Below are 24,135 nucleotides of genomic sequence, written 5' to 3'. Positions count from 1 at the left end.
CCGCACGGGCTGAACAGGGGAGCTTCAGGAGATGCCGAGTTCGTTGCTGATGAAGCTGATGAGCTCGTCGTCGGAGACGGCGGAGAGGTCGCCGGATCCGGCCGCCGGTTCTTCGGGACGCGGCCCCTCAAGGAGCCGCAGCAGTCTGGAGACGACGTCCTGCCGGTCCGCCTCGGAAACCCCGGCCAGCAGGCCCTCCAGCTCGTCGATCCTGGCCAGCGCCACGGTCAGCGGCGGCTCGGGCTCGGGGACCAGGACACCGTGCAGGTGCTCGACGAGCGCCTCGGGGGTCGGGTAGTCGAACACCAGACTGCTCGGCAGCGCCGTACCGGTCAGCCGACTGAGACGGTTGCGCAGCTCGACCGCCGACAGCGAGCTGAACCCCTGGTCGCGGAAGCCGCGACGGTCGTCCACCTCGGCCGCCGACTCGTACCCCAGCACGGCGGCCACCTCGGCGCGGACGAGCCTGCGGACCGTCTGCCGCTGCTCCGCCTCGGGCAGCGTGGCCAGCCGGTCCGACAGGTTCCGCTCCGGCTCGGGGTCCGCGCCGTCGTCCGCCTTCCGCGCCGCCTCGGGAAGCTCACCCAGCAGCGGGTACGGCCTGGCCGCGAGCACCGAGGTCCAGTCGGCACGGCTGACGAGGAGCCTGGTCTCGCCGTGCCCGACCGCCTCCTCAAGGGCGGTGACGGCCAGGCCGGGGGCCATCGGCGGGAAGCCGTCGCGCGTGAGCTGCTTCCTCGCGGCGGGGTCGGCGATGCCCTCGCCGTCCCAGTGCCCCCACGCGACCGCCGTGGCGGGCAGCCCCGCCGCGCGGCGGTACTCGGCGAAGGCGTCCAGGAAGGCGTTGCCCGGCGCGTAGTTGCCCTGCCCCGCGGAACCGAGCGTGCCGGTGACCGAGGAGAACAGCACGAACGCCGACAGGTCCAGGTCCCGGGTCAGTTCGTGCAGGTTCAGCGCGCCTCCGGCCTTCACCCGCAGCACCCGGTCCATCCGCTCGACCGTCAGGGAGTCGACGAGCGCGTCGTCCAGCACGGCGGCGGTGTGCACGACCGCGGTCAGCGGGTGCTCGGCGGGAATCGCGGCGAGTACGGCGGCCAGCGCCTCCCGCTCCGCGACGTCGCAGGCGGCGACGGTGACCTGGGCGCCGAGGGCCGTCAACTCGGCCACCAGTTCGGCTGCGCCGGGCGCGTCTAGCCCCCTGCGGCCGACCAGCAGCAGGTGCCGGGTGCCGTTGGCGGCCAGCCGACGCGCCACATGGCCGCCCAGGGCTCCGGTGCCGCCGGTGATCAGTACGGTTCCCTCCGCCTTCCACGGCACGGGGACGCCACCTCCGGCGAGCGGCGCGGGCACCAGCCGCCGCACGTGAAGGCCGTTCGCGCGGGCCGCCAGTTCCGACTCGGCGCGCTGACCGGTCAGGGCGGTGACGGCGTGCGCGGCGGCACGCGGGTCCGGCGTCACGGGCAGGTCGACCAGGCCGCCCCACCGCTCGGGCTTCTCCGCGGCCAGGACCGGGCCGAGACCCCAGCCGAGCGCCCCGGCCGGACGGCTGACCGGGTCGGCGGGACCCGTGGAGACCGCGCCACCGGTCACCGACCACAGCCGTCCGCCGATCCCGGCCCGGTCGAGGGCCCGGAGCAGCGCGACCTCGGCGGCGGCCCCACCCGGCACCGCGGGGTGTTCGGGGTGCGGGGAGTCGTCGAGGGAGAGCAGGGACAGCACCCCGGTGACCGCCCTTTCGCCGGAGGGCAGGTGCTCCAGGGCGTTGGTCAGCGCCGTGGCGATGACCTCGGCGACCTCGGCGTCGGCAGTTCCCGTCTGGACGACCACGGGCGCCACCCGCGCTCCCCGCTCGGTGAGGGCACGGGCGAGGACGTCGGCCCAGGCCGCCGCCGCCACCCCGGCCGGTCGGACGAGCAACCAGCTTCCCTCGGTACGGCTGCGCGACGAGGCCGCCGTGTCGAGGGGACGCCACACGGTCCGGTAGCGCCAGGCGTCGATGGCCGACCGGACACCGTCGGCGGCGTGCCACGACGCCAGGGCGGGCAGGACCGTGCCCAGCGCCTCCCGTACCCGTTCCCCCTCGGCGCCCAGGGTGGTGACCAGGGAGTCGAGGTCGCCCCTGGTGACCGTGTCCCAGAAACGGGCCTGCCGCGAGCCGTCACCTCCGGAGGAGACAGGCAGCTCCAGCCAGTGCCTACGACGCTGGAAGGCGTAGGTGGGCAGGTCGACGGCCTGCGGCCGCCCGGTGAGGGTGGCCGCCCAGGTGACGTCGGTGCCGTTGACGTACAGGTGGGCGGTGGCGGTGAGGGCGGTTGTGGTCTCCGGCCTGCCGCGGCGCAGGGTGGTGAAGGCCGGGGTGTCGGGGGCCGTCTCGGTGGCGAAGGCGGTCAGGACCGGGTCCGGGCCGAGTTCGAGGAAGAGGTCGGTGTCCTGGGCGGCGGTGGTGATGACCTCGTGGAAGCGGACGGCGTGCCGCAGGTGGTCGGCCCAGTAGGCGGGGTCGGTCTGTCCGAGCGTGGTTCCGGTGTGGTCGGAGATGACCGGCAGGGTCGGGGCGTTGAAGGTCAGGCCGCCGATCGCTTCCCGGAACTCGTCGAGGATCGGGTCGAGGTGGTGGGAGTGGAAGGCGTGGCTGACGGTCAGGTGCTTGGTCTTGCGGCCCAGGCCGCTGAAGTGGTTGGTGACCCGCTGGACGGTCTCGATGTCGCCGGAGATGACGGTCGAGGTCGGCGTGTTGAGGGCGGCGATGGTGACGCCGGGCCCGAGCAGAGGCGTGACCTCGGCCTCAGGGGCGTTGATGGCGGCCATGGCCCCGGCGGGCAGGGCGTCCATCAGCCGGGCACGCGTGGCGACCAGCCGTACGGCGTCCTCCAGGTTGAGGACCCCGGCGAGGTGGGCGGCGGTGATGCCGCCGATGGAGTGGCCCGCGACCGCCGTGGGGTGGATGTTCCAGGAGGCCAGCAGAGCGTGCAGGGCGGTGTGCAGGGTGAACAGCGCCGGTTGGGTGTAGAGGGTGTGGTTGAGCAACGCCTCGTGGGCCGCGTCGAAGACGACCTCGCGCAGCGGGACGTCCAGATAGGCGTCGAACAGGGCGGCCACCCTGTCGAAGGCTTCGGCGAAGGCCGGGTAGGTCTCGTAGAGGGAGCGGCCCATGCCGGTGCGCTGGCTGCCCTGGCCGGTGAACAGGAACGTCACCCTGGGACTGCCCGTCGAGGCACCGGTGACGGCGAGGGAGCGCAGCCGCCTGGCCAGGTCGGTTGACGTGTCGCCGAGCACGACAGCCCGGTGCTCGAAGACGGTCCGGGTGGTGGCCAGGGAAAACCCCACGTCCTCGGGCCGCAGGTCGGGGTGGCTCTCCAGGTGGTCGGCGAGCCGGGCGGCCTGGGCCGTCAGCGCGGTCGAGGAGCGGGCCGACAGGGGAAGCGCGACCGGCGAGTTCCGCGTCCCGCCGCGCGGGGCCGGGGACGTCTCGGGGGCCTCCTCGATGATGACGTGGGCGTTGGTGCCGCTGATGCCGAACGAGGAGACGCCCACGCGGCGGGGCCGTCCCGTCCGGGGCCACGGAAGGCTCTCGGTCAGCAGCCGGACACCGCCCCCGGCCCAGTCGACGTGCTCGGAGGGCCGCTCCGCGTGCAGCGTCCTGGGCAGGACCTCCTCCCGCAGGGCCTGCACGACCTTGACGACCCCGGAGACCCCGGCGGCGGCCTGGGTGTGGCCGATGTTGGACTTCAGCGACCCCAGCCACAGCGGCTGGTCGGCGGGCCGGTCCTTGCCGTAGACCGCGATGAGCGCCTGCGCCTCGATCGGATCGCCCAGGGTGGTTCCGGTGCCGTGGGCCTCGACGGCGTCCACGTCGGTGGCGGTGAGGGCGGCGTCCCTGAGCGCCTGGCGGATGACGCGCTGCTGCGCGAGCCCGTTGGGCGCGGTGAGGCCGTTGGAGGCGCCGTCCTGGTTGATGGCGGTGCCCCGGATGACGGCCAGCACGCGGTGCCCGTTGCGCCGGGCGTCGGAAAGGCGCTCGACCAGCAGGAGGCCGACACCCTCCGCCCAGCCGGTGCCGTCCGCCGCCCCGGAGAATGCCTTGCAGCGGCCGTCGGGGGCGAGCCCGCCCTGCCGGGAGAACTCGGTGAACATCCCGGGAGCGGACATGACGGTCACCCCGCCCGCGAGCGCCAGGTCCGACTCCCCGGACCGCAGCGAGCGGACCGCCAGGTGCAGCGCGACCAGCGAGGACGAGCAGGCAGTGTCCACGGTCACCGCGGGACCCTCAAGGCCCAGGACGTAGGAGATCCGGCCGGAGGCCACGCTCGCCGTGGTGCCGGTCAGCGCGTATCCCTCGGCCCCCTCCCCGGTCTCGTGCAGGCGGGGGCCGTAGTCCTGCGGTGTCAGCCCGACGAACACGCCGGTGCGGCTGCCCTTCAGCGACGCGGGGACGATCCCGGCCCGTTCGAGGGCCTCCCACGCGGCCTCAAGGAGCAGCCGGTGCTGCGGGTCCATCGCGGCTGCCTCGCGGGGGCCGATGCCGAAGAACTCCGCGTCGAACCGGTCGGCGTCGTGCAGGAATCCGCCCTGCCGGGTGGTCGAGGTGCCGGGCCGTACGCCGTCGGGGTCGTGGAGCGCGTCCACGTCCCAGCCCCGGTTGGCGGGGAAGGCGCTGATCGCGTCGGTGCCCTCGCGGACCAGGTCCCAGAGGGCCTCCGGGGTGTCGGCACCGCCCGGCCACCGCCCCGCCATCGAGACCAGCGCGATCGGCTCGTTCTCCCACACCTGCTCGCGGTCCTCGGGGACGTCCTCGGTACGGCCTTCCGCCGTCGCCTCCAGGTGCCTGGCCAGGGCGAGCGGGGTGGGGTGGTCGAAGGTGACGGTCGTGGGGATCGTCAGGCCGGTCGCCGAGGACAGGCTGTCCCGCAGCTCCACCGCGCCCAGTGAGTCAAGCCCCAGGTCCTTGAACGTACGGCCCGCCTCGACGCCTCCCGGGTCGTCGTGGCCGAGGACCTCCGCCGTCGCGGCGACGACCAGGTCGAGCAACTCCCGGGCCTGTCCCGGCGGCCTTGCCGTCTCCACGGCTTTTTCTGTGACCCCGATCCAGTGGCGGTCGCGCTGGAAGGCGTACAGCGGCAGGGGGACGCGCCGGGCGCCGGGACGCAGCGCGGCCGTCCAGTCGACGGGGACGCCGTTCGTGTGCAGATGGGCGAGCGAGCGCAGGAACCGGTCCACGTCGCCGTCGTCCCGCCGCAGTGTCCCCGTCACCGTGCCGACGGCGGCGGGCGTGGCGGTCTCCAGGATCCGCCCGAGTCCGACGGACAGGATCGGGTGCGGGCTGACCTCGACGAACACCGTGTGACCGTCGGCAAGCGCGCCCCGCACCGCCCGGTCGAACTCGACGGTCTGCCTGAGGTTGCGGTACCAGTAGTCCGCGTCGAGCGTCTCCGTGTCGAGCAGGCCACCGGTGACGCTGGAGTAGAACGCGACGTCGGTGGGGTGCGCGCCGTACCGGGGGAGGAACTCCAGCAGCCGGTCCCGCACCGCCTCCGCGTGCGCCGAGTGCGAGGCGTAGTCGATCCGCACCCGCCGTACCGGAACACCCTCGGCCTCGTAGTGGGCGATGAGTTCGTCGAGCGCGTCGGCGTCGCCGGACACCACGGTCACGTCGGGGCCGTTGACGGCGCCGATGTTCAGCCGCCCCTCCCAGCGGGTGAGTTCGGCGCGGACCCGCTCGACGGGCAGCGGCAGCGAGGCCATCCCGCCACGTCCTGAGATGGCGGCCAGCGCCTGGCTGCGCAGCACCACGATCGCGGCGGCGTCGTCGAGGGACAGCGCCCCGGTCACGGCCGCGGCGGCGAGTTCGCCCTGGGAGTGGCCGATCACGGCGTCGGGGCGGACGCCGAACGACTCCCACAGCCGGGCGAGCGCGACCATGACCGCGAACAGCGCGGGCTGGACGACGTCGACCCGGTCGAAGGAGGGCGCTCCGGGCACCTCCCACAGCACGTCGGTCAGGGACCAGTCCACGTGCCGTTCGAGGGCCTCGGCGACGGTCCGCAGGTGCTCGGCGAAGACCGGGGAGGACTCGGCCAGTTGCCTGCCCATGCCCGCCCACTGCCCGCCCTGGCCGGGGAAGACGAACACGGTCCCGCCGGGTTCGCGGGTCACGCCCTGGACGGAACCCCTGACCTGCTCGCCCGCGCCGAACGCCCTGAGCCGCTCCCGCAGCTCCCGGGCGTCGGCCCCCAGGAGGACCGCCCGGTGGTCGAACGCGGTCCTGGTGGTGGCCAGCGAGAACGCGACGTCGGAGGGGTCCCCGTCGAGCGCGGGGGAGTCGGCAAGCCGCGCCGCCTGCGCGCGCAGCGCCGCGGGGGTCCTGCCGGACAGCGCCAGCGGTACGGCGGAGCCCGCCCTGGCCGGTTCCACCGCGGCCTTCTCCCGCGCGCCGGAGGGCGCCTCGCCCAGCACGACGTGGCAGTTCACGCCGCCGACCCCGAAGGAGCTGACCCCCGCCAGGAGCGGGGCCTCAGGACGCGGCCAGGGCCGTGCCGCACCGGCCGCGACCCGCAGGTTCAGCCCCTCGAAGTCGATCAGCGGGTTGGGGGTCTCGAAGTTGAGGCTGGGCGGCACCTCGCGGTTGCGGATGCTCAGCACGGTCTTCAGCAGCCCGGCGATGCCCGCGGCCCCCTCAAGGTGGCCGACGTTCGTCTTGACCGAGCCGACCAGCAGCGGCTGCCCCTCGGGACGGCCGCCACCGAGGGCCGCCCCGAGCGCGGCGGCCTCGACGGGGTCGCCGACCCTGGTGCCGGTGCCGTGCAGCTCGACCACCTGTACGGCGGAGCCCTCGACCCCGGCCCTGCCCACGGCCAGGCGCACGACCTCCTCCTGGGCCGTGGCGTCGGGCACGGTCAGGGCGCTGGTCGCGCCGTCGTTGTTGACCGCGCTGCCCAGGATGACGGCGTGCACCTCGTCCCCGTCGGCGAGCGCCCGGTCGAGCGGCTTGAGCACGACCACGCCGCCGCCCTCGCCCCGCGCGTAGCCGTTGGCGCGGGCGTCGAAGGTGAAGCAGCGCCCGTCGGGCGACAGGCCGCCGAACCGGTCGGCGGTCACCGTGCTCTCCAGCACCAGGTTGAGGTTGACCCCGCCCGCGAGCGCGACGGTCGACTCTCCCGACCGCAGGCTCTCGCAGGCCAGGTGCACCGCGACCAGCGCGGACGACTGGGCGGTGTCGACAGTCAGGCTCGGGCCGCGCAGCCCGAGGACGTAGGAGACGCGGTTGGCGAGGATGCCCCTGGTCAGCCCGGCGAGGGTGTGCCGGGTCACCGCGTCGGCGCCGTTCCGGTACACCAGGGTCGCGTAGTCGGAGGCCATCGCGCCGAGGAACACCCCCGAGGCCGTCCCCGCCAGCGTGGCGGGCGGCAGCCCGGCGTCCTCAAGCGCCTCCCAGGCCAGTTCGAGGACGAGCCGCTGCTGGGGGTCCATGGCCGAGGCCTCGCGGGGGGAGACGCCGAAGAAACCGGCGTCGAACAGATCGACGTGGTCGAGGAAGCCGCCCCGGTGCCCCGCGACCCTGGGGTCGGCGCGCAGCCGGTCCGGCGACGGCTCACCGGTCGCGTCGCGTCCCGACCTCAGCAGCTCCCACAGGTCCGTGGGGTTCGACGCGCCGGGCAGCCTGCAGGCGAGCCCGATGACCGCGATCGCCTCCCCGGTGCGCTTCCCCAACCGCGTGCTCTTCTCGGGCTCGTTTCCTGCCATTGTGAGAATCCGCCTCTTGTCGTGCCTTGTTCGTTCCGTGTGCGCCCCGAATATCGGCTCGGCATGGCGGAGACCTGACTCCGGGAGTTGTGGTGCGAATGCGGGCCGCCCAGCGGACGCCGTAATCAAATGGCGGGTCGGCAAGAATGTGACGAGATCGCGCGGCCGTGGGAGAAACGGCCTTTCACCGGCCGGAGTCGCTCCGGCGGGCGGTGGCGTCACGTGGGCGGAACTCGGTGGAACTCAGTGACAGGCCCGGTCGGCCCGCCGTACGTCCTGGCGCGGATGGTCGGTCGCGGCTGATTTCCTGTTCACGTTAAGACGGTCGCACGTATTTCCCTACAAAGTCAAGCGGGATTGGGGGTTGTGCACCCTCTCTGACCTGCCATAAGACTTCCTTTGGCGTGATTCATTAAGAATCGTGATTGGACGTTCCCCGGCGTCGCGCCTAACGTGCCAATTAAGCATCACCGGTTAAAAGAGAAGGGTTCATGACGATGGCCACGGCGTCACCCGGGGGGCACACCGTGGCCATGATCGACGGCTCGCTGTGATCACAGGCGAAGGGCCGCCAGCCTCTCCTCGAACGGCACCGCCTCCGCGACGCCGCCCGTCGTCCGCCCGTGCCGCATCAGACCGGCCAGTTCCCCACCGGCCCTCGTGACGCGGGTGGCCAGGTCGTCCCCCTGCGAACCGGTGCCCGTGCCCCAGTCCTCGGAGGCCGCGTAGACGGCGGTCGGCGCGACGACCGCGCGCAGGTAGGCGAACATCGGGCGCAGGGCGTGCTCAAGCGCCAGGGAGTGCCGTGCCGTACCGCCCGTCGCCCCGACGAGCACGGGCTTGCCCGCGAGCGCCGTGTGGTCGATCACGTCGAAGAACGACTTGAAGAGCCCGCTGTAGGAGGCCGTGAAGATCGGCGTCACGGCGATGACGCCGTCGGCCCCGGTCACCGCCTCGATCGCCTCGCTCAGCGCGGGGGAGGGGAAGCCGGTGACCATGTTGTTGGCGATGTCCCTGGCCAGGTCGCGCAGCTCGATCACTCGCGTCTCGACCGGCTGGTCCGGCTCAAGCTGCTTCCTGGTCGCCTCGGACAGCCGGTCGGCCAGCAGGCGCGTCGACGACGGCTTGCCGAGACCGGCGGAGACGGCGACGAGCTTCATGGCGGTCAACGTTTCTCCTCTTCACTGGTTCGCGTGCGGTCTACCGGGTGGGGGCGGGTTCCTGGGCGGCGGCGACGAGAGCGGCGTGGGTCGGTCCGTCGGGCACCTCCGGGGGCCGACCGGCGGCGAACTCCCTGCGCAGCACCGGTACGACCTCCTCGCCGAGGATGTCGAGCTGCTCCAGCACGGTCTTCAGCGGCAGGCCCGCGTGGTCCATCAGGAAAAGCTGGCGCTGGTAGTCGCCGAAGGTCTCCCTGAAGGTCAGCGTCCTGTCGATGACCTCCTGCGGGCTGCCGACCGTGAGCGGGGTCTGCTCGGTGAACTCCTCAAGGGAGGGGCCGTGGCCGTACACGGGCGCGTTGTCGAAGTAGGGCCGGAACTCGCGCACCGCGTCCTGGGAGTTGCGGCGCATGAACACCTGGCCGCCGAGCCCGACGATCGCCTGCTCCGGGGTGCCGTGCCCGTAGTGGGCGAAGCGCTCCCGGTACAGCTCGATCAGGCGCTGGAAGTGGTCGGCGGGCCAGAAGATGTTGTTGGCGAAGAAGCCGTCACCGTAGTAGGCGGCCTGCTCGGCGATCTCCGGGCTGCGGATCGAGCCGTGCCAGACGAACGGCGGCACGCCGTCCAGCGGCCTGGGCGTGGCGGTGAAGGACTGCAGCGGGGTGCGGAAGCGGCCCTGCCAGTCCACGACGTCCTCGCGCCACAGTTGGTGCAGCAGCGCGTAGTTCTCGATGGCCAGCGGGATGCCCTGCCTGATGTCCTTGCCGAACCACGGGTAGACGGGGCCGGTGTTGCCCCGCCCGAGCATCAGGTCCACGCGCCCGTCGGCCAGGTGCTGCAGCGTCGCGAAGTCCTCGGCGATCTTGACCGGGTCGTTCGTGGTGATCAGCGTCGTGGCCGTGGAGAGGATGAGCCTCTCGGTCCTGGCGGCGACGTAGCCGAGCAGGGTCGTCGGAGACGACGGCACGAAGGGCGGGTTGTGGTGCTCGCCGGTCGCGAAGACGTCCAGCCCGACCTCCTCGGCCTTGAGCGCGATCTCGACCGTGGCCTTGATCCGCTCGTGCTCGGTGGGCGTCCTGCCCGTCGTCGGGTCGGTGGTGACGTCGCCGACGGTGAAGATCCCGAACTGCATCATCCTCGCCCGTCCTCCCTTTGGTTGAAGTTTCAACTACGGGAACAGGTCGCGGTCCCCGCCTATTCCCGTCCTCGTCAGCGCCTTCTCCAGCGGCGTCCCGGGCGGCCTCGCGGGCGGGTGAGCCGGTCGTAGACGACGGCTGTCGTCAGCCCGTAGGCGAGGTGCGGAAGGATGTCGGAGATCCAGGAGGTAGCGTCCCAGCGCCGGGGGTCGGTCGCCCCGGCCGCGGCCAGCGGGATGTCACCGGCGGCCATCGCGGCCACGGTCAGCCCGAACGCGGCCAGCGGCAGCGCGGGGCGCCGGTCGCCGGGCAGCAGGCCGTACAGCACGCCGACCCCGAGACCCGCGGTGTAGCCGAGCAGCGCGCCCAGGCCGGTGCGCCTGCTGTCGGCCTTCTCGCCGTGGCCGAGGTCGATCCCGGCCCTTTCCGCCAGCTCGTCGGCGGCCTCGGCGGGCACCTCGCTCGCGGGGCGGCCGCGCACGACCATGTCCAGGTAGCTGACGGTGTCCAGGGCGGTGATGCCCGCCGCGGCGGCGGCTGCCCCTGCTGTGAGATTCATGAGCGTCCCCCGAATCCGTGCGTCCCATGAATATGCCCAAAGGGGACAAACCATACCCGCCACCCCTGTCCCGGCGCCGGATAGTCCGGCCGGACCGGGGAACGGTCGGGACACAGGTCCCCGCGGAAAAGGCCCTTCGGCCGGTGAGTCCGGGGCGGCGCGGTGATCGAATGAAGGCAGACGCGACAGGAGGTCGAGATGACGGCACACGTGGTGGTCGGGACGGACGGCTCCCCCTCGGCGGAGGCCGCGGTCGGTTGGGCGGCGGAGGACGCGGCACGGCGCGGCAGTGCCCTGCGGATCGTCCATGTGCGTGAGGACTGGCGGCGCGGGACCCCGCAGGAGCTTGAGGAGACGCTGGAGGGGGAGGCGAGGGGCGTGCTTGAGGCCGCCGCCGACCTCGCGCGCGGGCGCGCCCCCGGTCTCACCGTCACCACCTCCCTTGAGACGGGCAGACCGGTCGAGGTCCTGCGGCGGGAGGCGGAGGACGCCGAGCAGCTCGTGATCGGCAGCCGGGGCAGGGGAGGCTTCGCCGGGCTGCTGCTCGGCTCCGTCTCGCTCTCGCTGGCCGGGCACGTGGACGTTCCCGTCGTGGTCGTCAGGGGAGAGAAGCACGAGGAGCACGGCGAGGTCCTTGTCGGGTTCGACGGCTCGCCCGAGTCCGAGGCCGCGCTGGAGTACGCCTTCGAGGAGGCCGCCCGCAGGGGCGCCAGGCTGCGTGCCCTGCACGGCTGGCAGCTACCCGTCATGGCGGTCGGCTCCATCGCCTACACGCCGCTGATCGAGGACATCTCCGGCACCGAGGAGCGGCTCGCCACCGAGATCCTGACGCCGTGGCGGGAGCGGTACCCGAGGGTCGAGGTCCGGCAGGCGGTGCTGTTCGAGCACCCCGTGCTCGCCCTGAACGAGGCCTCCGCCACCGCCGACCTGGTGGTCGTGGGCTCGCGGGGACTCGGCGGGTTCGGCTCCGCCGTACTGGGCTCGGTGAGTCACGGGGTGCTGCACCACGCGGCCTGCCCCGTCGCGGTGGTCCGCGCCAAGGCAGAGGGGTAACGGTCGGGACGAAAGTCCCATTACAGGAGGCCCGCAGGCCCTACGGCGGGCCTCCTTCGTTTCGAGACGCTGTCTGGGACACCATCTGTGAGACGGAGCCCCATCCATGGACGTCTTGGACCTGTCACGCTGGCAGTTCGGGATAACGACGGTCTACCACTTCTTCTTCGTCCCGCTGACGATCGGCCTGTCCGCCGTCGTCGCCGGTCTGCAGACGGCGTGGTACCGCACGAGGAAGCCCGCCTACCTGCGGCTGACGAAGTTCTTCGGGAAGCTGTTCCTGATCAACTTCGCGATGGGCGTGGTGACCGGCATCGTGCAGGAGTTCCAGTTCGGCATGAACTGGAGTGAGTACTCACGTTTCGTCGGCGACGTGTTCGGTGCCCCGCTGGCGATGGAAGGCCTGATCGCCTTCTTCCTGGAGTCGACCTTCCTGGGGCTGTGGATCTTCGGGTGGGACAGGCTGTCCCCGGGGCTGCACCTGATGACGATCTGGGCGGCGGCGATCGGCACCGCCATATCCGGATATTTCATCCTTGCGGCGAATTCGTGGATGCAGCACCCCGTCGGCTTCCGGCTCAACCCGGAGAGCGGCCGCGCCGAACTCATCGACATCTGGGCGGTGCTCACCAACTCCACGAACCTGGTCACCTTCCCGCACGTCATCTTCGGCGCGTTCGTCTCGGCCGGGATGTTCGTCCTCGGGGTGAGCGCCTGGCAGCTCCTCAGGAAGAGGCACGTGGACTTGTTCCGCGCCTCCGCCCGCGTCGGGATGATCGTCACCCTGGTCGCCGCGGTCGGCGTCGTGATCAGCGGTCACATCCAGGCGCAGATCATGACCAGGCAGCAGCCCATGAAGATGGCCGCCGCAGAGGCGCTGTGGGACGACGAGACCTCCGCGGGCTTCTCGATCTTCGCCGTCGGCGACGTCCGCAACGGCCGCAACCACATCAACATCCAGATCCCGTACGGCCTCAGCCTGCTGGCGACCGACACCCTGCACGGCCGGGTCGAGGGCATCAACGACATCCAGGCCCGCTACGAGCTCAAGTACGGCCCCGGCGACTACCGGCCCATCATCGGCCTGACCTACTGGTCCTTCCGCCTGATGATCGGGTTCGGCGTGCTGGCCGCCCTGGTCGCGCTGGCCGGGCTGTGGCTCATCCGGGGAAAGCGGCTGCCCAGGGGGCGCTGGCCGTACTGGATCGCGGTCTGGGGCATCGGCCTGCCGCTGCTCGCCAACTCGCTGGGGTGGATCTTCACGGAGATGGGCCGCCAGCCGTGGACCGTCTTCGGGCAGATGCGCACCGCGGACTCGGTCTCGCCCGGCGTCAGCGTCACCGAGGCCGCGCTCAGCCTTGGCGGCTTCACCCTGCTCTACGGGGCGCTGGCGGTGATCGAGGTCGCGCTGCTGATGAAGTTCGTCAGGCGCGGCCCCGAGGAGGAGCCAGAGCCGGAGAACACCGGCGACCTGCCCGCCCTGTCCTACTGACCCCGAGGATCGTTCATGGAACTCACGACCGTCTGGTTCCTGCTCATCGCCCTGCTGTGGATCGGCTACTTCGTCCTTGAGGGGTTCGACTTCGGCGTCGGCGTCCTGCTGCCGGTCCTCGGCAGGAGCGACGAGGACCGCAGGCGCATCCTGGCCACGATCGGGCCGGTCTGGGACGGCAACGAGGTCTGGCTGATCGTCGCGGGAGGCGCGACCTTCGCCGCCTTCCCCGAGTGGTACGCCACCCTGTTCTCCGGCTTCTACCTGCCCCTCTTCCTCATCCTGGTCGCGCTGATCCTGCGTGGCGTGGCCATCGAGTACCGCGGCAAGAGCGACAACCCCCGCGCCTGGGACCGGGCCATGTTCTTCGGGTCCCTGCTGCCCGCCTTCCTGTGGGGCGTGGCGTTCGCCAACATCGTCAGGGGCGTCCCGCTGGACGCCGACCACGAGTACACCGGCACGCTGTTCACCCTGCTCAACCCGTACGCCCTGCTGGGCGGCCTGGCGACACTTGCCCTGTTCACCCTGCACGGCGCCGTGTTCCTGGTCCTGCGCACCGACGGCGACCTGCGGACCCGCGCCTCGGCCCTGGCCAGGAGGCTGGCCGTCGGGGCGCTCGTCGTGGGCGGCGTGTTCCTGCTGATCACCCAGCTCACCGTGGGCAGGGCCGCGACCTGGGCCGCAGTCGCGGTGGCCGCCGCGGGGATCGCGGTCTCGCTCCTGGCGACGCTGCGCGGCAGGGACGGCTGGGCGTTCACGGCAAGCGCGGTGGCGATCATCGCGGCCGTCGTCACGCTGTTCGGCAGCCTGTGGCCCAACGTGATGCCCGCGCTCGACCCGGCCAACAGCCTGAACGTGTACAACGCGTCCTCGACGCCGTACACGCTCACGGTGATGACCTGGGTGGCGGCGATCTTCACCCCGGTCGTGCTGCTCTACCAGGGCTGGACCTACTGGGTCTTCCGCCGCCGCGTCACCGGCGCCCGCGTGGAGGCGTGAAGAAGGGGCGCGGCCGGACTGGCCGCGCCCCTTCCGCCGGGCTCAGCGGTCGCGGTCGGTCTTCATCCGCGCGGCCAGCGCCGCCACCTGCGTACGGCGCTGCATGTTGAGCTTGGACAGCAGGTTCGACACGTAGTTCTTCACCGTCTTCTCGGCCAGGAACATGCGCTCGCCGATCTGCCGGTTCGTCAGGCCCTCGCCGATCAGCTCCAGGATGTGGCGCTCCTGCTCGGAGAGCGCCTCGACCGGGTCCTTGCGGGTCGCCTGGTCGCGCAGCCGCGCCAGCATGCTCGCGGTGGTCTGCGGGTCGAGCAGCGACTGGCCGGAGGCCACCGTCCGCACCGCGCCGATCAGGTCGGAGCCGTGGATCTGCTTCAGGACGTATCCGGACGCCCCCGCCATCACCGCGGTGAACAGGGCGTCGTCGTCGGCGAAGGAGGTCAGCATCAGGCAGGCCAGCCCCGGCGTCGTCGAGCGGACCTCCCGGCACACGTCGATGCCGCTGCCGTCGGGCAGCCGCACGTCCAGCACCGCGACGTCGGGCCGCAGCGCCGGGATGCGGGCGATGGCCGACTCCGCGGTTCCCGCCTCGCCGATGACCTCGATGTCGTCCTCGGACTCCAGCAGGGCCGCGACGCCTCGCCGTACCACCTCGTGGTCGTCCACGAGAAACACGCGAATCATGCTCCGAAGCTAGTCGCTTGTGACCGTACTTGGTAGGGGCGTTGGTCCCCGTGTCACGAGGGTGTCTCCCGCCTGATCTCCTCAAGAGAGGTGCGCATCAGGGCCGTCGCCCGGGTGAACCAGTCGGCGAGCACGCCGATCTCGTCGGAGGTGTAGTCGGCGAACAGGGCTCCGAGCCTTCGGTAGAAGGGCTCGTAGACGGCGGCGACGCGGGCGGCGGCCGAGGTGTCGGCGACGACCAGCACCCGGCGCCGGTCGGCGGGGTCGGCCTGCCTGCGGGCGTATCCAGCCTGTTCGAGGCGGTTCAGCACACCGGTGACGGCGCCGGTGGTGAGGTCGGCCCGCTCGGCCAGCTCACCCGCGCTGATCGGGTTCCTGGCGGCCCCCAGGATGTGGCCCAGGCAGGTCAGGTCCGTGGTGTTCAGCCCGAGACGCTGGGCGATGTGCTGCTGCCCGACGAGGCTGAGCGCGATGAGACCGTCCATCTCCGCCAGGGCCCGCTCCGCCGACGCCTCGGGACGCGGCTTGCCCTCCACAGGCAATCTCCTTAGCATCTAAGATAATTACTACGTGAGATAAGTATTCTACGTTCGCCGAGGAGAGGCAATGAGCGGTGTGCACGACGACGTCGATCTGGGACACACCGTGGCGGGGTGGACCGGATGCGTCATCGGCCTGACCGGGTCCGCCGTGATCGGCGTGGCGATGTGCGCCGGATGGCGGCCCGGTCTCTGGCTCGGAGCCGCCGTGGTCCTCGTCGGTGGCCTGGTCACCTGGGCGCTGCACCTGGCGGGCTGGGGCAAGCCGAGCGGTCCCCGGCCCGCCGAGCAGTGGGACTGGCGGATCAAGGACCCCATGACCGGCCACGGCGGCTGTCTCGCGTGCCGCCTGGCCGGCCGGGTCTGACCGGTTCTCCGGCTCAGTCGGACTCGGCGCGGCCCATCCGCCAGTAGCCCATGAAGGCGACCGCGCGACGGTCGAGCCCGCGCTCACCGACCAGGTGGCGGCGGAGCGTCCTGATCACGGCCGCCTCCCCGGCCAGCCACGCGTACGCCCGGTGGCCCTCCCGCCCCGGGACCTCCCACAGGATCTCGGCGTCCACGTCCACCTCGGGAAGGCTCTGCGGGACGGCCAGTGCGGGCAGCAACCGCTCGGCGGCGTCTCGTACGGCGGGCACCAGCAGACCGCCGTGCTCGGCGCCCTCGCGCGGCAGCCACGTGACGGCAAGGCCATCCGGGGCGTCAAGATCCAGGATGTCCGCCGTGCTTGGCACTTCAAGGAGGGCCTCGCCGCGACGGTCGCGGGGCACGCGTTCGAGGATCGAGGCGATGGCGGGGACTGCCGTCTCGTCGCCCGCGAGCAGCACGGGGCCGTCCCCCTCCGGCAGATGGAACTCGATCCCCGTCGGCTCGCCCTCGTGCCGGGCGTCCGGTCCCAGCAGCACGGCCTCGTCGCCGGGCCGTACGGCACGGGACCAGCGGGCTGCGGGGCCGAGGGTGCCGCCCCCGGGGTGCTCCTCGTGCATGACGACGTCCACGTCCACCTCGCGCGAGCCGTGCCGTACGGCCCTGACGGTGTAGGTGCGGAAGGGGTTGCGCAGGTCGGCGGGCAGGGCGCGCCAGCGGGCGTACCAGTCGGAGCCGGTCGGCAGGTGGGCGAAGCCGTGCTCGTCGTGCCCGAGGACGAGCTTGATGCGCTGGTCGAACCCGTTGTCCGCGAACAGGTCGAGGTCGTCGCCGGTGAAGGTGACCCGCAGGAAGGAGGGGCTGAGCCGCCTCAGCCCGTTCACCCGAACGTGGAAGAAGCGGAACGGGTCGATCATCGGCTGGGCCTTCCCCTCTGCGCGTCTCGTAATTAGGTAAGGCTAACCTACCTTCCTTTTGAGGGATGGCCGGGTGGTTAGAACCCGGCATTCAGGACACGGATGGGGTGTCAACCGAGAGGCCGAGAGGAAGGCGAACACGATGAGTGAGTACGAGCGCTCCCGCAGGATCCCCGCCTCGGCGGAACTGGTCTTCGACCGGGCGAGCGACCTGGACAGGATCGACCGCTGGCTCCCCACTGACCTGCACGTACGGCCCGACGACCTGCCCGCCGTCACGGTCCACGAGGACGAGACGGGGCGGGACGCCCGAGCCCTGTTCCAGGCGGAGCGTGACCAGCTCAGGATGGAGTGGGGCACCCGCGACGACGCCAGCTACGCGGGCTGGCTCCAGGTGGCGGGCATCTCCCCGGACGAGAGCGAGGTGACGGTGCACCTGTCGTTCTTCGAGGAGGGGCCGCCCTCCGAGGCGCACGTGGACCGCGCCCTTGAGGAGAGCCTGGCCAAACTCGCCGAGCAGGTACGGCAGCCCGCCTGAGCTCCTGGACCGGACGTGCCCGGCGCCGTCGGTGTCCGTCGGCGCCGGTTGTCCCGCCCTTCGCGCGGCATGTGGAGTTTCCCCGTTGTCACCATCGGTGTCGGTCACGGGTTTTGACAGGATCCTCACCGTCCGCCATACCGGAAAGTCGGCACGATGTTCATCGAGAGCCGGCGATTTCCGGTCAAAGGTAATTGGACGCGCTTTCGGCTGGTGGAGGCCGTCCATGAATGCGTTTCGCCGGTGGGTTCCGGCCATGGTCATCCGGGGTCGGATGGATACCGGCCGTGACGGTACCCGTGGGTAGGGGTATGCGTCACTTCGGGTAAGCGTGCGAAACAAACTATGTATGACAGAAATATCTTTTTATTTACTAAGTCACGATAAATGGTTATTTTGGGTGTTGGGCCGGTTTGTAGCGGACGGAAACAGGGAGACGGGGCGCATGGGGGAGTCCGGTGACCAGGACGATGTCTCCGGGGGACGGCGACGGAGGAAACGGGCGGTTCTTCAGGACGTCGCCTTCCGCGCGGCGGTGACCTCCTGAGCCGCCGTCCCGGCGCCCCGGACTTCGCGACATGAGACGGGACATCCGGCACCCCTGACAGGGGACGGATGCCGATCCCGCGCGGGCCGTCAGGCCCCGGCGCGTCCCACCTGGCACCGGGACGGCCGCCGAGTACGGGATTGTCGGTGCGGGGCGTTAGCGTTCCGCGCATCACCGTCACAGGTACCGATCCCTGGGGGCGGATCCGTGTTGTGTCCGAGAGGTGGGGAGCGTTGGGCTGGCTGTCGGCGGGTGACGGATACGAGGTCGCCCTCTTGGAAGGCCGGGTGGTGGCGAGATCCACCTCGGGCCGGGCTGCCGGACGGCAGTTGAAGTCGCTGCCGAAACAGGTGCGCGAGCACCCCGAGGCGGAACGGCTGCGCCGCCTCGCCGAGTGGCTCGACCGGCACGCCGCCGCCTGCCTGGCACAGGCCGACACCTGGATGGTCTCGTCCCTGCCCGTCCCCACCGGCCTGGTCGCCGCCGTCTGGCCCGACGAGGCGTGGCAGTCGGTGCTGCGCGACCTCGTTGTCGTCGGCGACGACCCGGAGGAGGCGGGCTTCCTGCGCGACGTCACCGCCTCCGGCGAGCTGCGGGTGGTCAACCTCGACGGCGAGACCGTACGGCTCTCGCCACGCACGGTCACCCTGCCGCACCCCGTCCTGCTGCCCGACCTCGACGAGCTGAGAGAGTTCGCCGCCGAGCTGGGGATCGTCCAGCGCGTCGAGCAGATCCACCGGGCGACCTGGGCCAGGCCCGCCGAACCGGCCGACAGGGTCGCCGAGGTGACGGAGTTCTCCGGTGGCGGCTTCGCCTCCCGGTTCGGCCTCGCGGCCAGGGCGACCACGCTCGGCTACCGGGTCTCCGGGGGTTACGTCACCTGCGCCGTGCGCGACGGCGGCGGCGTCACCGAGGCGTCGGTGTGGATCGGCGAGCCCTACTGGGACGGGGAGACCGAGACGGGCGGGCTGACCTGGCAGGGCAGGGAGGGCAGACGGCTCTCCGAGCGGGAGATAGGCCCGGTCGCCTGGTCGGAGGGGATGCGGATGGCCGCCGCCCTCTACGCGGGGCGGACGGTCGAGGAAGGAAGGGACGCGTGAACGGGGACATGCCGACTGCGGGAGCCGCGACGGGGGCGGCGAAGGAGGACGGGGCGCGCGAACTGTGCGAACTACTCGGTGCCGGGGCCGTCCTGCCTCCGGGGACCGAGGGCGGGGGAGAGCGGGCCGTCGCGCTCACCGCGCGCGCCTACCGGCACCCCGGGCTCGACGACCGCGTGGTCGTCCGCCTGGTCACCGAGGACCTGGGGGCCGCGGAGGACGCCGCCGCGGGTTTTCTCGGGCTTGAGGCCGCGGGCGAACCGGCCGTGGTCGGGGTCGGCCTGCGGCGCTCGCTCGGCTTCCCCGAATGGGTGCTGGTGCACCACCCCCGCGACGGCCACCACGCGCTCGCCGTCGTGCCCGAGCTCGAACGCACCGCCAGGCAGACCAGGACGAAACCGAAGGCCGCCCTCGACGCCTACCTGCGTCTGGCCGCGCAGCTCGCCGGGTCCCTGCCGCACTTCCTGCCCACGTTCTTCGAGCAGGCGGGCCGGGCCTTCCTCGCCGCCGACAACACCACCTACGCGGCGCAGATGTTCGGCCAGGCACGCAAGGCCGAGGCCGAGCACGGCCTGCCGGTCGACGAGGAGCGTCTCGACGCGGTCTTCCTTGAGTTCGCGCTCGCCGGGGCGCTGCCGGTCAAGGCGCTGTCCGGATACGCCAAGGAGCTGACCGCCAGGGTGCCCGCCCAGGAGGCGCTGCGCAGGTTCCGCGCCCTGTGCGTGCGCCGTACGGCGGGCGGCCTGGCACCCTCGACGCAGATGGCGGGCGACCTGCGCCGCCTGGCCAGAGCGGCGGGCATGGACGCCGACGCCGAGGAGCAGGACTACCTCGCAGAACTGCTCGACATGCCCGCGACCGCGGGGGCCCCGCTCGGCTGGTGGAAGGCGCACCGCGCGGCCCTGGTCGCCCTCGGCAGGCGTGAGGGGTCCGTGCGCGGGGCGCTGCTCAACCTCATGCCCCGCAGCGACGAACGGCAGATGCCCTTCCTCTGGCTGGAGATCCTGGAGGAGTCGGGGGCCGACGCGGGCCTCTGCGACGGGGAGGTTCCGGCCGAGGAGCGGCCCCGCGACGGCGTCGCGGGCTGGCTCGGACGCTTCCAGCGGCTCTGGAGCCCGGGCTGGCAGGCGGAGCCCCGCCTGACCGGCCTCCACACCCTGGTCGAACGGGCCGCGGAACGGCTGCGCACCGAGCTGGCCGAGACGGACGAGACCCTGACGATCAAGCTCGACGTCGACCTTCTCGACCTGCTGCTGACCGAGAAGGTGCCGGTCACCGACCCCGCGGACGACGCCTGGCTGCTGCTCGAACCGTGGGCGCGAGGAGAGGGACAGCGTGACCTGCTGGCCCTGGCCGCCGACCCCCGCTTCACCGCGGCCTTCGACGAGGCCGCCGACCGGTTCTGCGACGACGAGGACGGCAGGCGGGCCGTGCGCATGCTCGCGGCCTCCCCCGGCGGCAGGCCGATGCTGACCCGGTGGATGCGGGGCGTCGCCGGACGCTCGTTCACCGCGGGCCTGCCGCAGCTCCCCGACGCCCTGAGACGGCTCACCTGGCTGCCCGCGGAGGGCCTCGTCCTGGCCGCCGAGGAGGTCGCCGCCGTCGCGGGGGCCGACCTCGCCGCCGAGCTGGCCAGGACCCTGCGCGGCGGCCTCGTGGACGAGCTCGGCTGGCCCGCGTGGGAGGAGGCGATCGCCGCGCTCGTCAGCCCGAAGGACCTCGACGAGATCGAGGTCGCCGACGCCTGGCCCCACCTGATCGTCTCCGGCCCCGCCCAGGCCAGGGTCATCGGCACCGAGGGCACCGTGCTCGTCCACGACCTGCGCAGGCCGCCGACCGACGTCTACGGCGACCCCGGCTTCCACTACGTGGACGGCGAGCTGCTGGTCTACTGGAACGCCCACGGCAGCGGCGACCAGTTGCGCGGCTACTGGCACTCCTCGGCGGGGTCGGTGCGCGGTCTCCAGGGGCGGGCCGGCGTGTGGGCGCTGCGCAACGACCTGGTGACCCTGCCGCTGCCCGGCGGCGGCAGGACGACGGGCACGGGCGTCATCCACCAGGGAGACACCGTCGTGCCCGCCAGGGGCCACCTGATCGGCGACGGGACCTCCTACTGGGTGCCGGAGCAACAGGGCGAGGGCTGGCGCGAGTACGACCCGGTCAGCGGGGCGTACGGCAGGCCGGGACTGCCCGGCTTCCTCGCCGACGCCGTGCGCTCGGCCCCGCAGGGCAGCGTGTTCGAGAGCGGCTGGCTGCTGCCCATCGCCTCGCCGGAGGCGACCCCGGCCGCCGTCCCCGTCGGCGGGCTGCTCGGCTGGCGGGTGGTCCGCCTGCCCGGTGGGGGCCTGCGCGGTGAGGACCTCGCGGGACGCGTCGTCACCCTGCCCGGCAGCCGGGAGACCCTGTCCGGCGCCGTGACTTTCCCCGGCGACGACCGGCCACGCGCGCTCGTCGAGAGCTACCCCAAGATCAAGATCGTGGACCCCGAGGGCGTCGTCGTCGCGGACGTGACCACCGGCAGGAGCCCCGGCATGTTCGCCGCGGGCACCGCGATGCTGCCGCCGCCGCGCTACTGGCGGTGCCTGCGCCCCCGCGACCCCGAGGGTTCCCTCGCGCTGCGCCGGATCGACGACGAGACCGCGGTCGCCCTGCTGAAGGCCGCCGTCTGCGCCGAGTGCGAGCGCCAGGGACAGCCCGCCCAGGCCGTCCAGGAGGAACTGCACGCGCAGATCCGCACCCTGCTGCCCCAGGTCAGGGACGAGGCGCTGGTCGCGGGCATCGCCGGGGTCGCGAGGTTCGCCGCCACCCAGCAGATCACCCTGGACACCGTGGCGACCAGGCTCAACCGCGACCTCGCGGGCGGTGACGAGGACCAGCGGCCCTACGGCCCCTCCGACCAGGTGCTCGTCCGCGCCCTCAACGGCCTGGGCGTCCCCGGCCCCTGGTGGTACGGCAACGCCTGCCACGACGCCTTCCGGCAGCTCAGGACGGTCGGCACGGCGCTGCGCGCCGCCTCGGCCGACGCGGTCCCCCAGGAGCGCCCCACGACCGCCGAACAGGGTGTTCGTCTCCACTTCGACGGGCCGCAGCTGCCCGACACCTCCCTCAGGTGGGAGCCCCTGCTCGACCACTGCGCCGCGGTCGCCTACCGCGCCGTCAGCGACGCCTTCGAGCCTGGGCACACCGAGGCGATGCACGACCTGCTCCGCGAGATCGGCGCGCTTGGCCTCGGCTCGGCCACCGACCCCGCGACCTGGCGCCGCCTGTCGCTGCACCTCGACGACACCTGGCTCGTCGAGCCGGGCGGCAACCGGCGCGAGGGCACCTGGTGCGGGGTGCTGCCCCTGCAGGACGGGGCCTTCATCGCCTTCCAGGACAACTCCCTCGACAGCGGCGGCTGCGCCTTCACCGCGCTCTTCCACGACCCGTCCGGCCGCTTCGAGGTCCCCTCGCCCTACACCACGCGCTCCTCCGCGCCGGTCGGCGAGGACCGCGAGGACGGCTGGATCGGCGGGCTGCTCGCCCTGCGGGCCGAGCACGGCCCCGTCCCCTGGCGCCCGGAGGCGGCCGAGGAGTTCGCGCGGCTCACCGGCGTCACCCTCACGACGGCCAGGCTCGTCGTCGCGGGCCTGCCGTACGTCGACAGCCACGACCGCGGCTTCCTGCCGACCGCCGTGCGGAACGCGCTCGGGATGAAGGCGGCCGACGCCGTCGTCGCCAGGGACGAACTACGCGAACTGGACGCCACCGTCCGCAGGCAGGTCGTCGCGGCGCTGCTGCCCGCCGACCCCGCGACGCTGTGGACCGACGGCCCCGACGTCGCGGCGGCGGCGCGGGTGTGGAACACCAGGGTCGGCAGGCGGGCCGCCGTACCCGAGTGGATCGTCTCCGAGGCCTCCCGCGCGGTGCGGAGCCCCTGGGAGCCGAGCCGCGCGCTTCCCGCGCTGCTCGACCCGGCCTCCGCGCCCGAGCTGAGCGGGGACCTGCGCTGGCGGGTCCACCGCGACCGGGTCTCCCCGATCGAGGAGGGGACCGTGGGCTTCACCGAGTCCACGCTCGTCAGCGTGGTCGCCGTGATGGCCTGGCTCGCCCACCGGCTGCCCGCGGGAGACCCGGTGCGGGCCGTCCTGCCCACGGCGCTGACCGCGGTCAGGGACCGGCTGGCCAACCCCGACCTGATGCTCAGCCTGGGCCGCTACGTCAACCTGCCCGGCTTCAGGAAGGTCGCGGGAACCCCCAGCGAGGTCGCGGACGGGTGGGAGCGCTACGGCGCCGTGATCATGGCCACCCACGACAACCAGCCCGCGCCGGGCATCAGGATGGCCCTGCTCGACGCCTCCGGGGAGGATCCCTACCTGCCCGCCCTGCGGGCCCTCGCCGGGGAGGCAGGGGCGCCGTTCCCGGTCGAACTGGCGCTGCGCGCCGCCAGGGACCCCCGCTTCGAGGCGCTCCTGGCCGACCCCGGCGACCCGGCGGCGGGGGAGCGGGCGGCCGACGGCACCTGGTGGCCGCAGGACCCCGGCCGCTCCGTGCCCGAGCTGGTCTCCGAGGTCACGGCCGAGCACGGCATCGGCGCGGACGCCGCCACGCTCTACCTGATCCTGCTGGCGATGCCCGACCCGGCCGACAGGAACGTCGCCCGGTGGACCGGCTGGAAACCGGCCCGGCTCAAGACGGCCCGCGCCGAACTGGCCGCGACGGACCTGGTGGTCGAGGCCAGCCGCGTCAGGGCGGGACGCTCGCTGTTCCTGCCGGGCGCCTGGACCGACCTCAGGACGCCACGCCTGCCGTTCGAGCAGTGGAAAGCTCCGCTGTACGACCTGATCAGCGGGGAGAGCGCCCAGCTCGGGGTGGTCGTGCCCATCGAACCCGCCGCCACCCTCTACGCGAGGGCGTGGCGCCGGGTCCGCGACGGGGACGTCCCCCGCTTCGACGAACTCCGCATCCGCCGCGGCAGGCGCCGCTGAACCTTTCCTCAGAGACCTGCACCTGCTGGGGCCCGGGCCGGGATTCCCGGCCAGGACCTTGGTTGAGTTCCGGGCCGGAAGTTCGACGGGGAACTCGGTTGGGAGCTGGACCGGGGTTCCTGACCAGGGAATCCGACCGGAATCCGACCGGGATCCGGCTGGAAGCCTGGCCGGGACCTTGGTTGGGACCCGGGCTGGGATCTCCGGCTACGGATTCCGGCTGAGAGTCTGGACGGGACCTCGGTTGGGGCCTTTGACCAGGATCGTCGGTCGAGATCCGGGCCGGGGTTCCAACTGGGACCTTGGCGGGGACCTGGGTCAGGCTCCTGATCAGGGAG

General features: G+C 72.4%; 14 protein-coding genes. 7 read left to right on the top strand and 7 right to left on the bottom strand.

Annotated elements, in window-relative coordinates:
• Positions 1–24: 24 nt before the first annotated feature.
• The 4 genes from FHS44_RS12130 to FHS44_RS12115 form a co-directional block, all read right to left on the bottom strand.
• The gene (locus tag FHS44_RS12130; protein ID WP_184714060.1) at positions 25–7,740 is read right to left on the bottom strand and encodes a type I polyketide synthase; all 7,716 of its coding nucleotides are present in this window, start codon (positions 7,738–7,740) and stop codon (positions 25–27) included.
• A gap of 554 nt (positions 7,741–8,294) precedes the next feature.
• Positions 8,295–8,909, bottom strand: coding sequence for an FMN reductase (locus FHS44_RS12125; protein ID WP_246435405.1), 615 nt, complete (start codon positions 8,907–8,909; stop codon positions 8,295–8,297).
• Positions 8,910–8,940: 31 nt separating this feature from the next.
• A complete protein-coding gene (locus FHS44_RS12120) occupies positions 8,941–10,032 on the bottom strand; it encodes an LLM class flavin-dependent oxidoreductase (protein WP_184715269.1) in 1,092 nt (363 codons plus the stop codon).
• A gap of 77 nt (positions 10,033–10,109) precedes the next feature.
• Positions 10,110–10,595, bottom strand: a complete 486-nt coding sequence (locus FHS44_RS12115) for a hypothetical protein (RefSeq protein WP_184714059.1) — start codon at positions 10,593–10,595, stop codon at positions 10,110–10,112.
• Positions 10,596–10,793: 198 nt separating this feature from the next.
• On the opposite strand from FHS44_RS12115, the gene FHS44_RS12110 reads away from it, so the two are divergent.
• From FHS44_RS12110 to cydB, 3 genes are all read left to right on the top strand, one after another.
• Complete coding sequence (locus FHS44_RS12110) at positions 10,794–11,648, top strand: universal stress protein (RefSeq protein ID WP_184714058.1); 855 nt, start codon at positions 10,794–10,796, stop codon at positions 11,646–11,648.
• Between the two features lie 106 nt (positions 11,649–11,754).
• Entirely contained in the window at positions 11,755–13,140 is a 1,386-nt protein-coding gene (locus FHS44_RS12105; RefSeq protein ID WP_184714057.1) for a cytochrome ubiquinol oxidase subunit I, read from the top strand.
• Between the two features lie 15 nt (positions 13,141–13,155).
• Entirely contained in the window at positions 13,156–14,139 is a 984-nt protein-coding gene (gene cydB / locus FHS44_RS12100; RefSeq protein WP_184714056.1) for a cytochrome d ubiquinol oxidase subunit II, read from the top strand.
• 42 nt (positions 14,140–14,181) lie between these two features.
• Here the strand turns inward: cydB and FHS44_RS12095 are convergent, their stop codons facing one another.
• Positions 14,182–14,823: a response regulator gene (locus FHS44_RS12095; RefSeq protein WP_184714055.1), complete on the bottom strand. Its 642-nt coding sequence runs from the start codon at positions 14,821–14,823 to the stop codon at positions 14,182–14,184.
• Between the two features lie 53 nt (positions 14,824–14,876).
• Positions 14,877–15,359: a MarR family transcriptional regulator gene (locus FHS44_RS12090; RefSeq protein WP_184714054.1), complete on the bottom strand. Its 483-nt coding sequence runs from the start codon at positions 15,357–15,359 to the stop codon at positions 14,877–14,879.
• Positions 15,360–15,429: 70 nt separating this feature from the next.
• Between FHS44_RS12090 and FHS44_RS12085 the strand changes: the two genes are divergently transcribed.
• Entirely contained in the window at positions 15,430–15,729 is a 300-nt protein-coding gene (locus FHS44_RS12085) for an HGxxPAAW family protein (protein ID WP_184714053.1), read from the top strand.
• Between the two features lie 13 nt (positions 15,730–15,742).
• Here the strand turns inward: FHS44_RS12085 and FHS44_RS12080 are convergent, their stop codons facing one another.
• Entirely contained in the window at positions 15,743–16,645 is a 903-nt protein-coding gene (locus tag FHS44_RS12080) for a siderophore-interacting protein (RefSeq protein ID WP_184714052.1), read from the bottom strand.
• Between the two features lie 142 nt (positions 16,646–16,787).
• Here FHS44_RS12080 and FHS44_RS12075 point away from each other — a divergent pair, with 142 nt between their 5' ends.
• The 3 genes from FHS44_RS12075 to FHS44_RS12065 all read left to right on the top strand — a co-directional run bounded on the left by FHS44_RS12075 (position 16,788) and on the right by FHS44_RS12065 (position 23,797).
• On the top strand, positions 16,788–17,183 hold the full coding sequence (locus FHS44_RS12075; RefSeq protein ID WP_184714051.1) for an SRPBCC family protein: 396 nt from the start codon (positions 16,788–16,790) through the stop codon (positions 17,181–17,183).
• 759 nt (positions 17,184–17,942) lie between these two features.
• Positions 17,943–18,830 (top strand): DUF4132 domain-containing protein, encoded by an 888-nt coding sequence (locus FHS44_RS12070; RefSeq protein ID WP_312863627.1) that lies wholly within the window; start codon positions 17,943–17,945, stop codon positions 18,828–18,830.
• Positions 18,827–23,797, top strand: coding sequence for a DNA-binding protein (locus FHS44_RS12065; protein ID WP_312863626.1), 4,971 nt, complete (start codon positions 18,827–18,829; stop codon positions 23,795–23,797). Before FHS44_RS12070 ends, FHS44_RS12065 begins: the two co-directional genes overlap by 4 nt.
• Positions 23,798–24,135 lie beyond the last annotated feature (338 nt).

The sequence above is a fragment of the Streptosporangium saharense genome (assembly GCF_014203715.1).
Classification (GTDB): Bacteria; Actinomycetota; Actinomycetes; order Streptosporangiales; family Streptosporangiaceae; genus Streptosporangium; species Streptosporangium saharense.
Note: the sequence above shows the minus strand (reverse complement) of the source record. Positions and strands in the feature narration are given on the sequence as shown.

Excerpts from the sequence above, each read along its gene's own strand:
- FHS44_RS12130 (WP_184714060.1), bottom strand. The coding sequence starts at position 7,740 with ATGGCAGGAAACGAGCCCGAGAAGAGCACGCGGTTGGGGAAGCGCACC.
- FHS44_RS12120 (WP_184715269.1), bottom strand. The coding sequence starts at position 10,032 with ATGCAGTTCGGGATCTTCACCGTCGGCGACGTCACCACCGACCCGACG.
- FHS44_RS12115 (WP_184714059.1), bottom strand. The coding sequence starts at position 10,595 with ATGAATCTCACAGCAGGGGCAGCCGCCGCCGCGGCGGGCATCACCGCC.
- FHS44_RS12110 (WP_184714058.1), top strand. The coding sequence starts at position 10,794 with ATGACGGCACACGTGGTGGTCGGGACGGACGGCTCCCCCTCGGCGGAG.
- FHS44_RS12105 (WP_184714057.1), top strand. The coding sequence starts at position 11,755 with ATGGACGTCTTGGACCTGTCACGCTGGCAGTTCGGGATAACGACGGTC.
- cydB (WP_184714056.1), top strand. The coding sequence starts at position 13,156 with ATGGAACTCACGACCGTCTGGTTCCTGCTCATCGCCCTGCTGTGGATC.
- FHS44_RS12095 (WP_184714055.1), bottom strand. The coding sequence starts at position 14,823 with ATGATTCGCGTGTTTCTCGTGGACGACCACGAGGTGGTACGGCGAGGC.
- FHS44_RS12085 (WP_184714053.1), top strand. The coding sequence starts at position 15,430 with ATGAGCGGTGTGCACGACGACGTCGATCTGGGACACACCGTGGCGGGG.
- FHS44_RS12080 (WP_184714052.1), bottom strand. The coding sequence starts at position 16,645 with ATGATCGACCCGTTCCGCTTCTTCCACGTTCGGGTGAACGGGCTGAGG.
- FHS44_RS12075 (WP_184714051.1), top strand. The coding sequence starts at position 16,788 with ATGAGTGAGTACGAGCGCTCCCGCAGGATCCCCGCCTCGGCGGAACTG.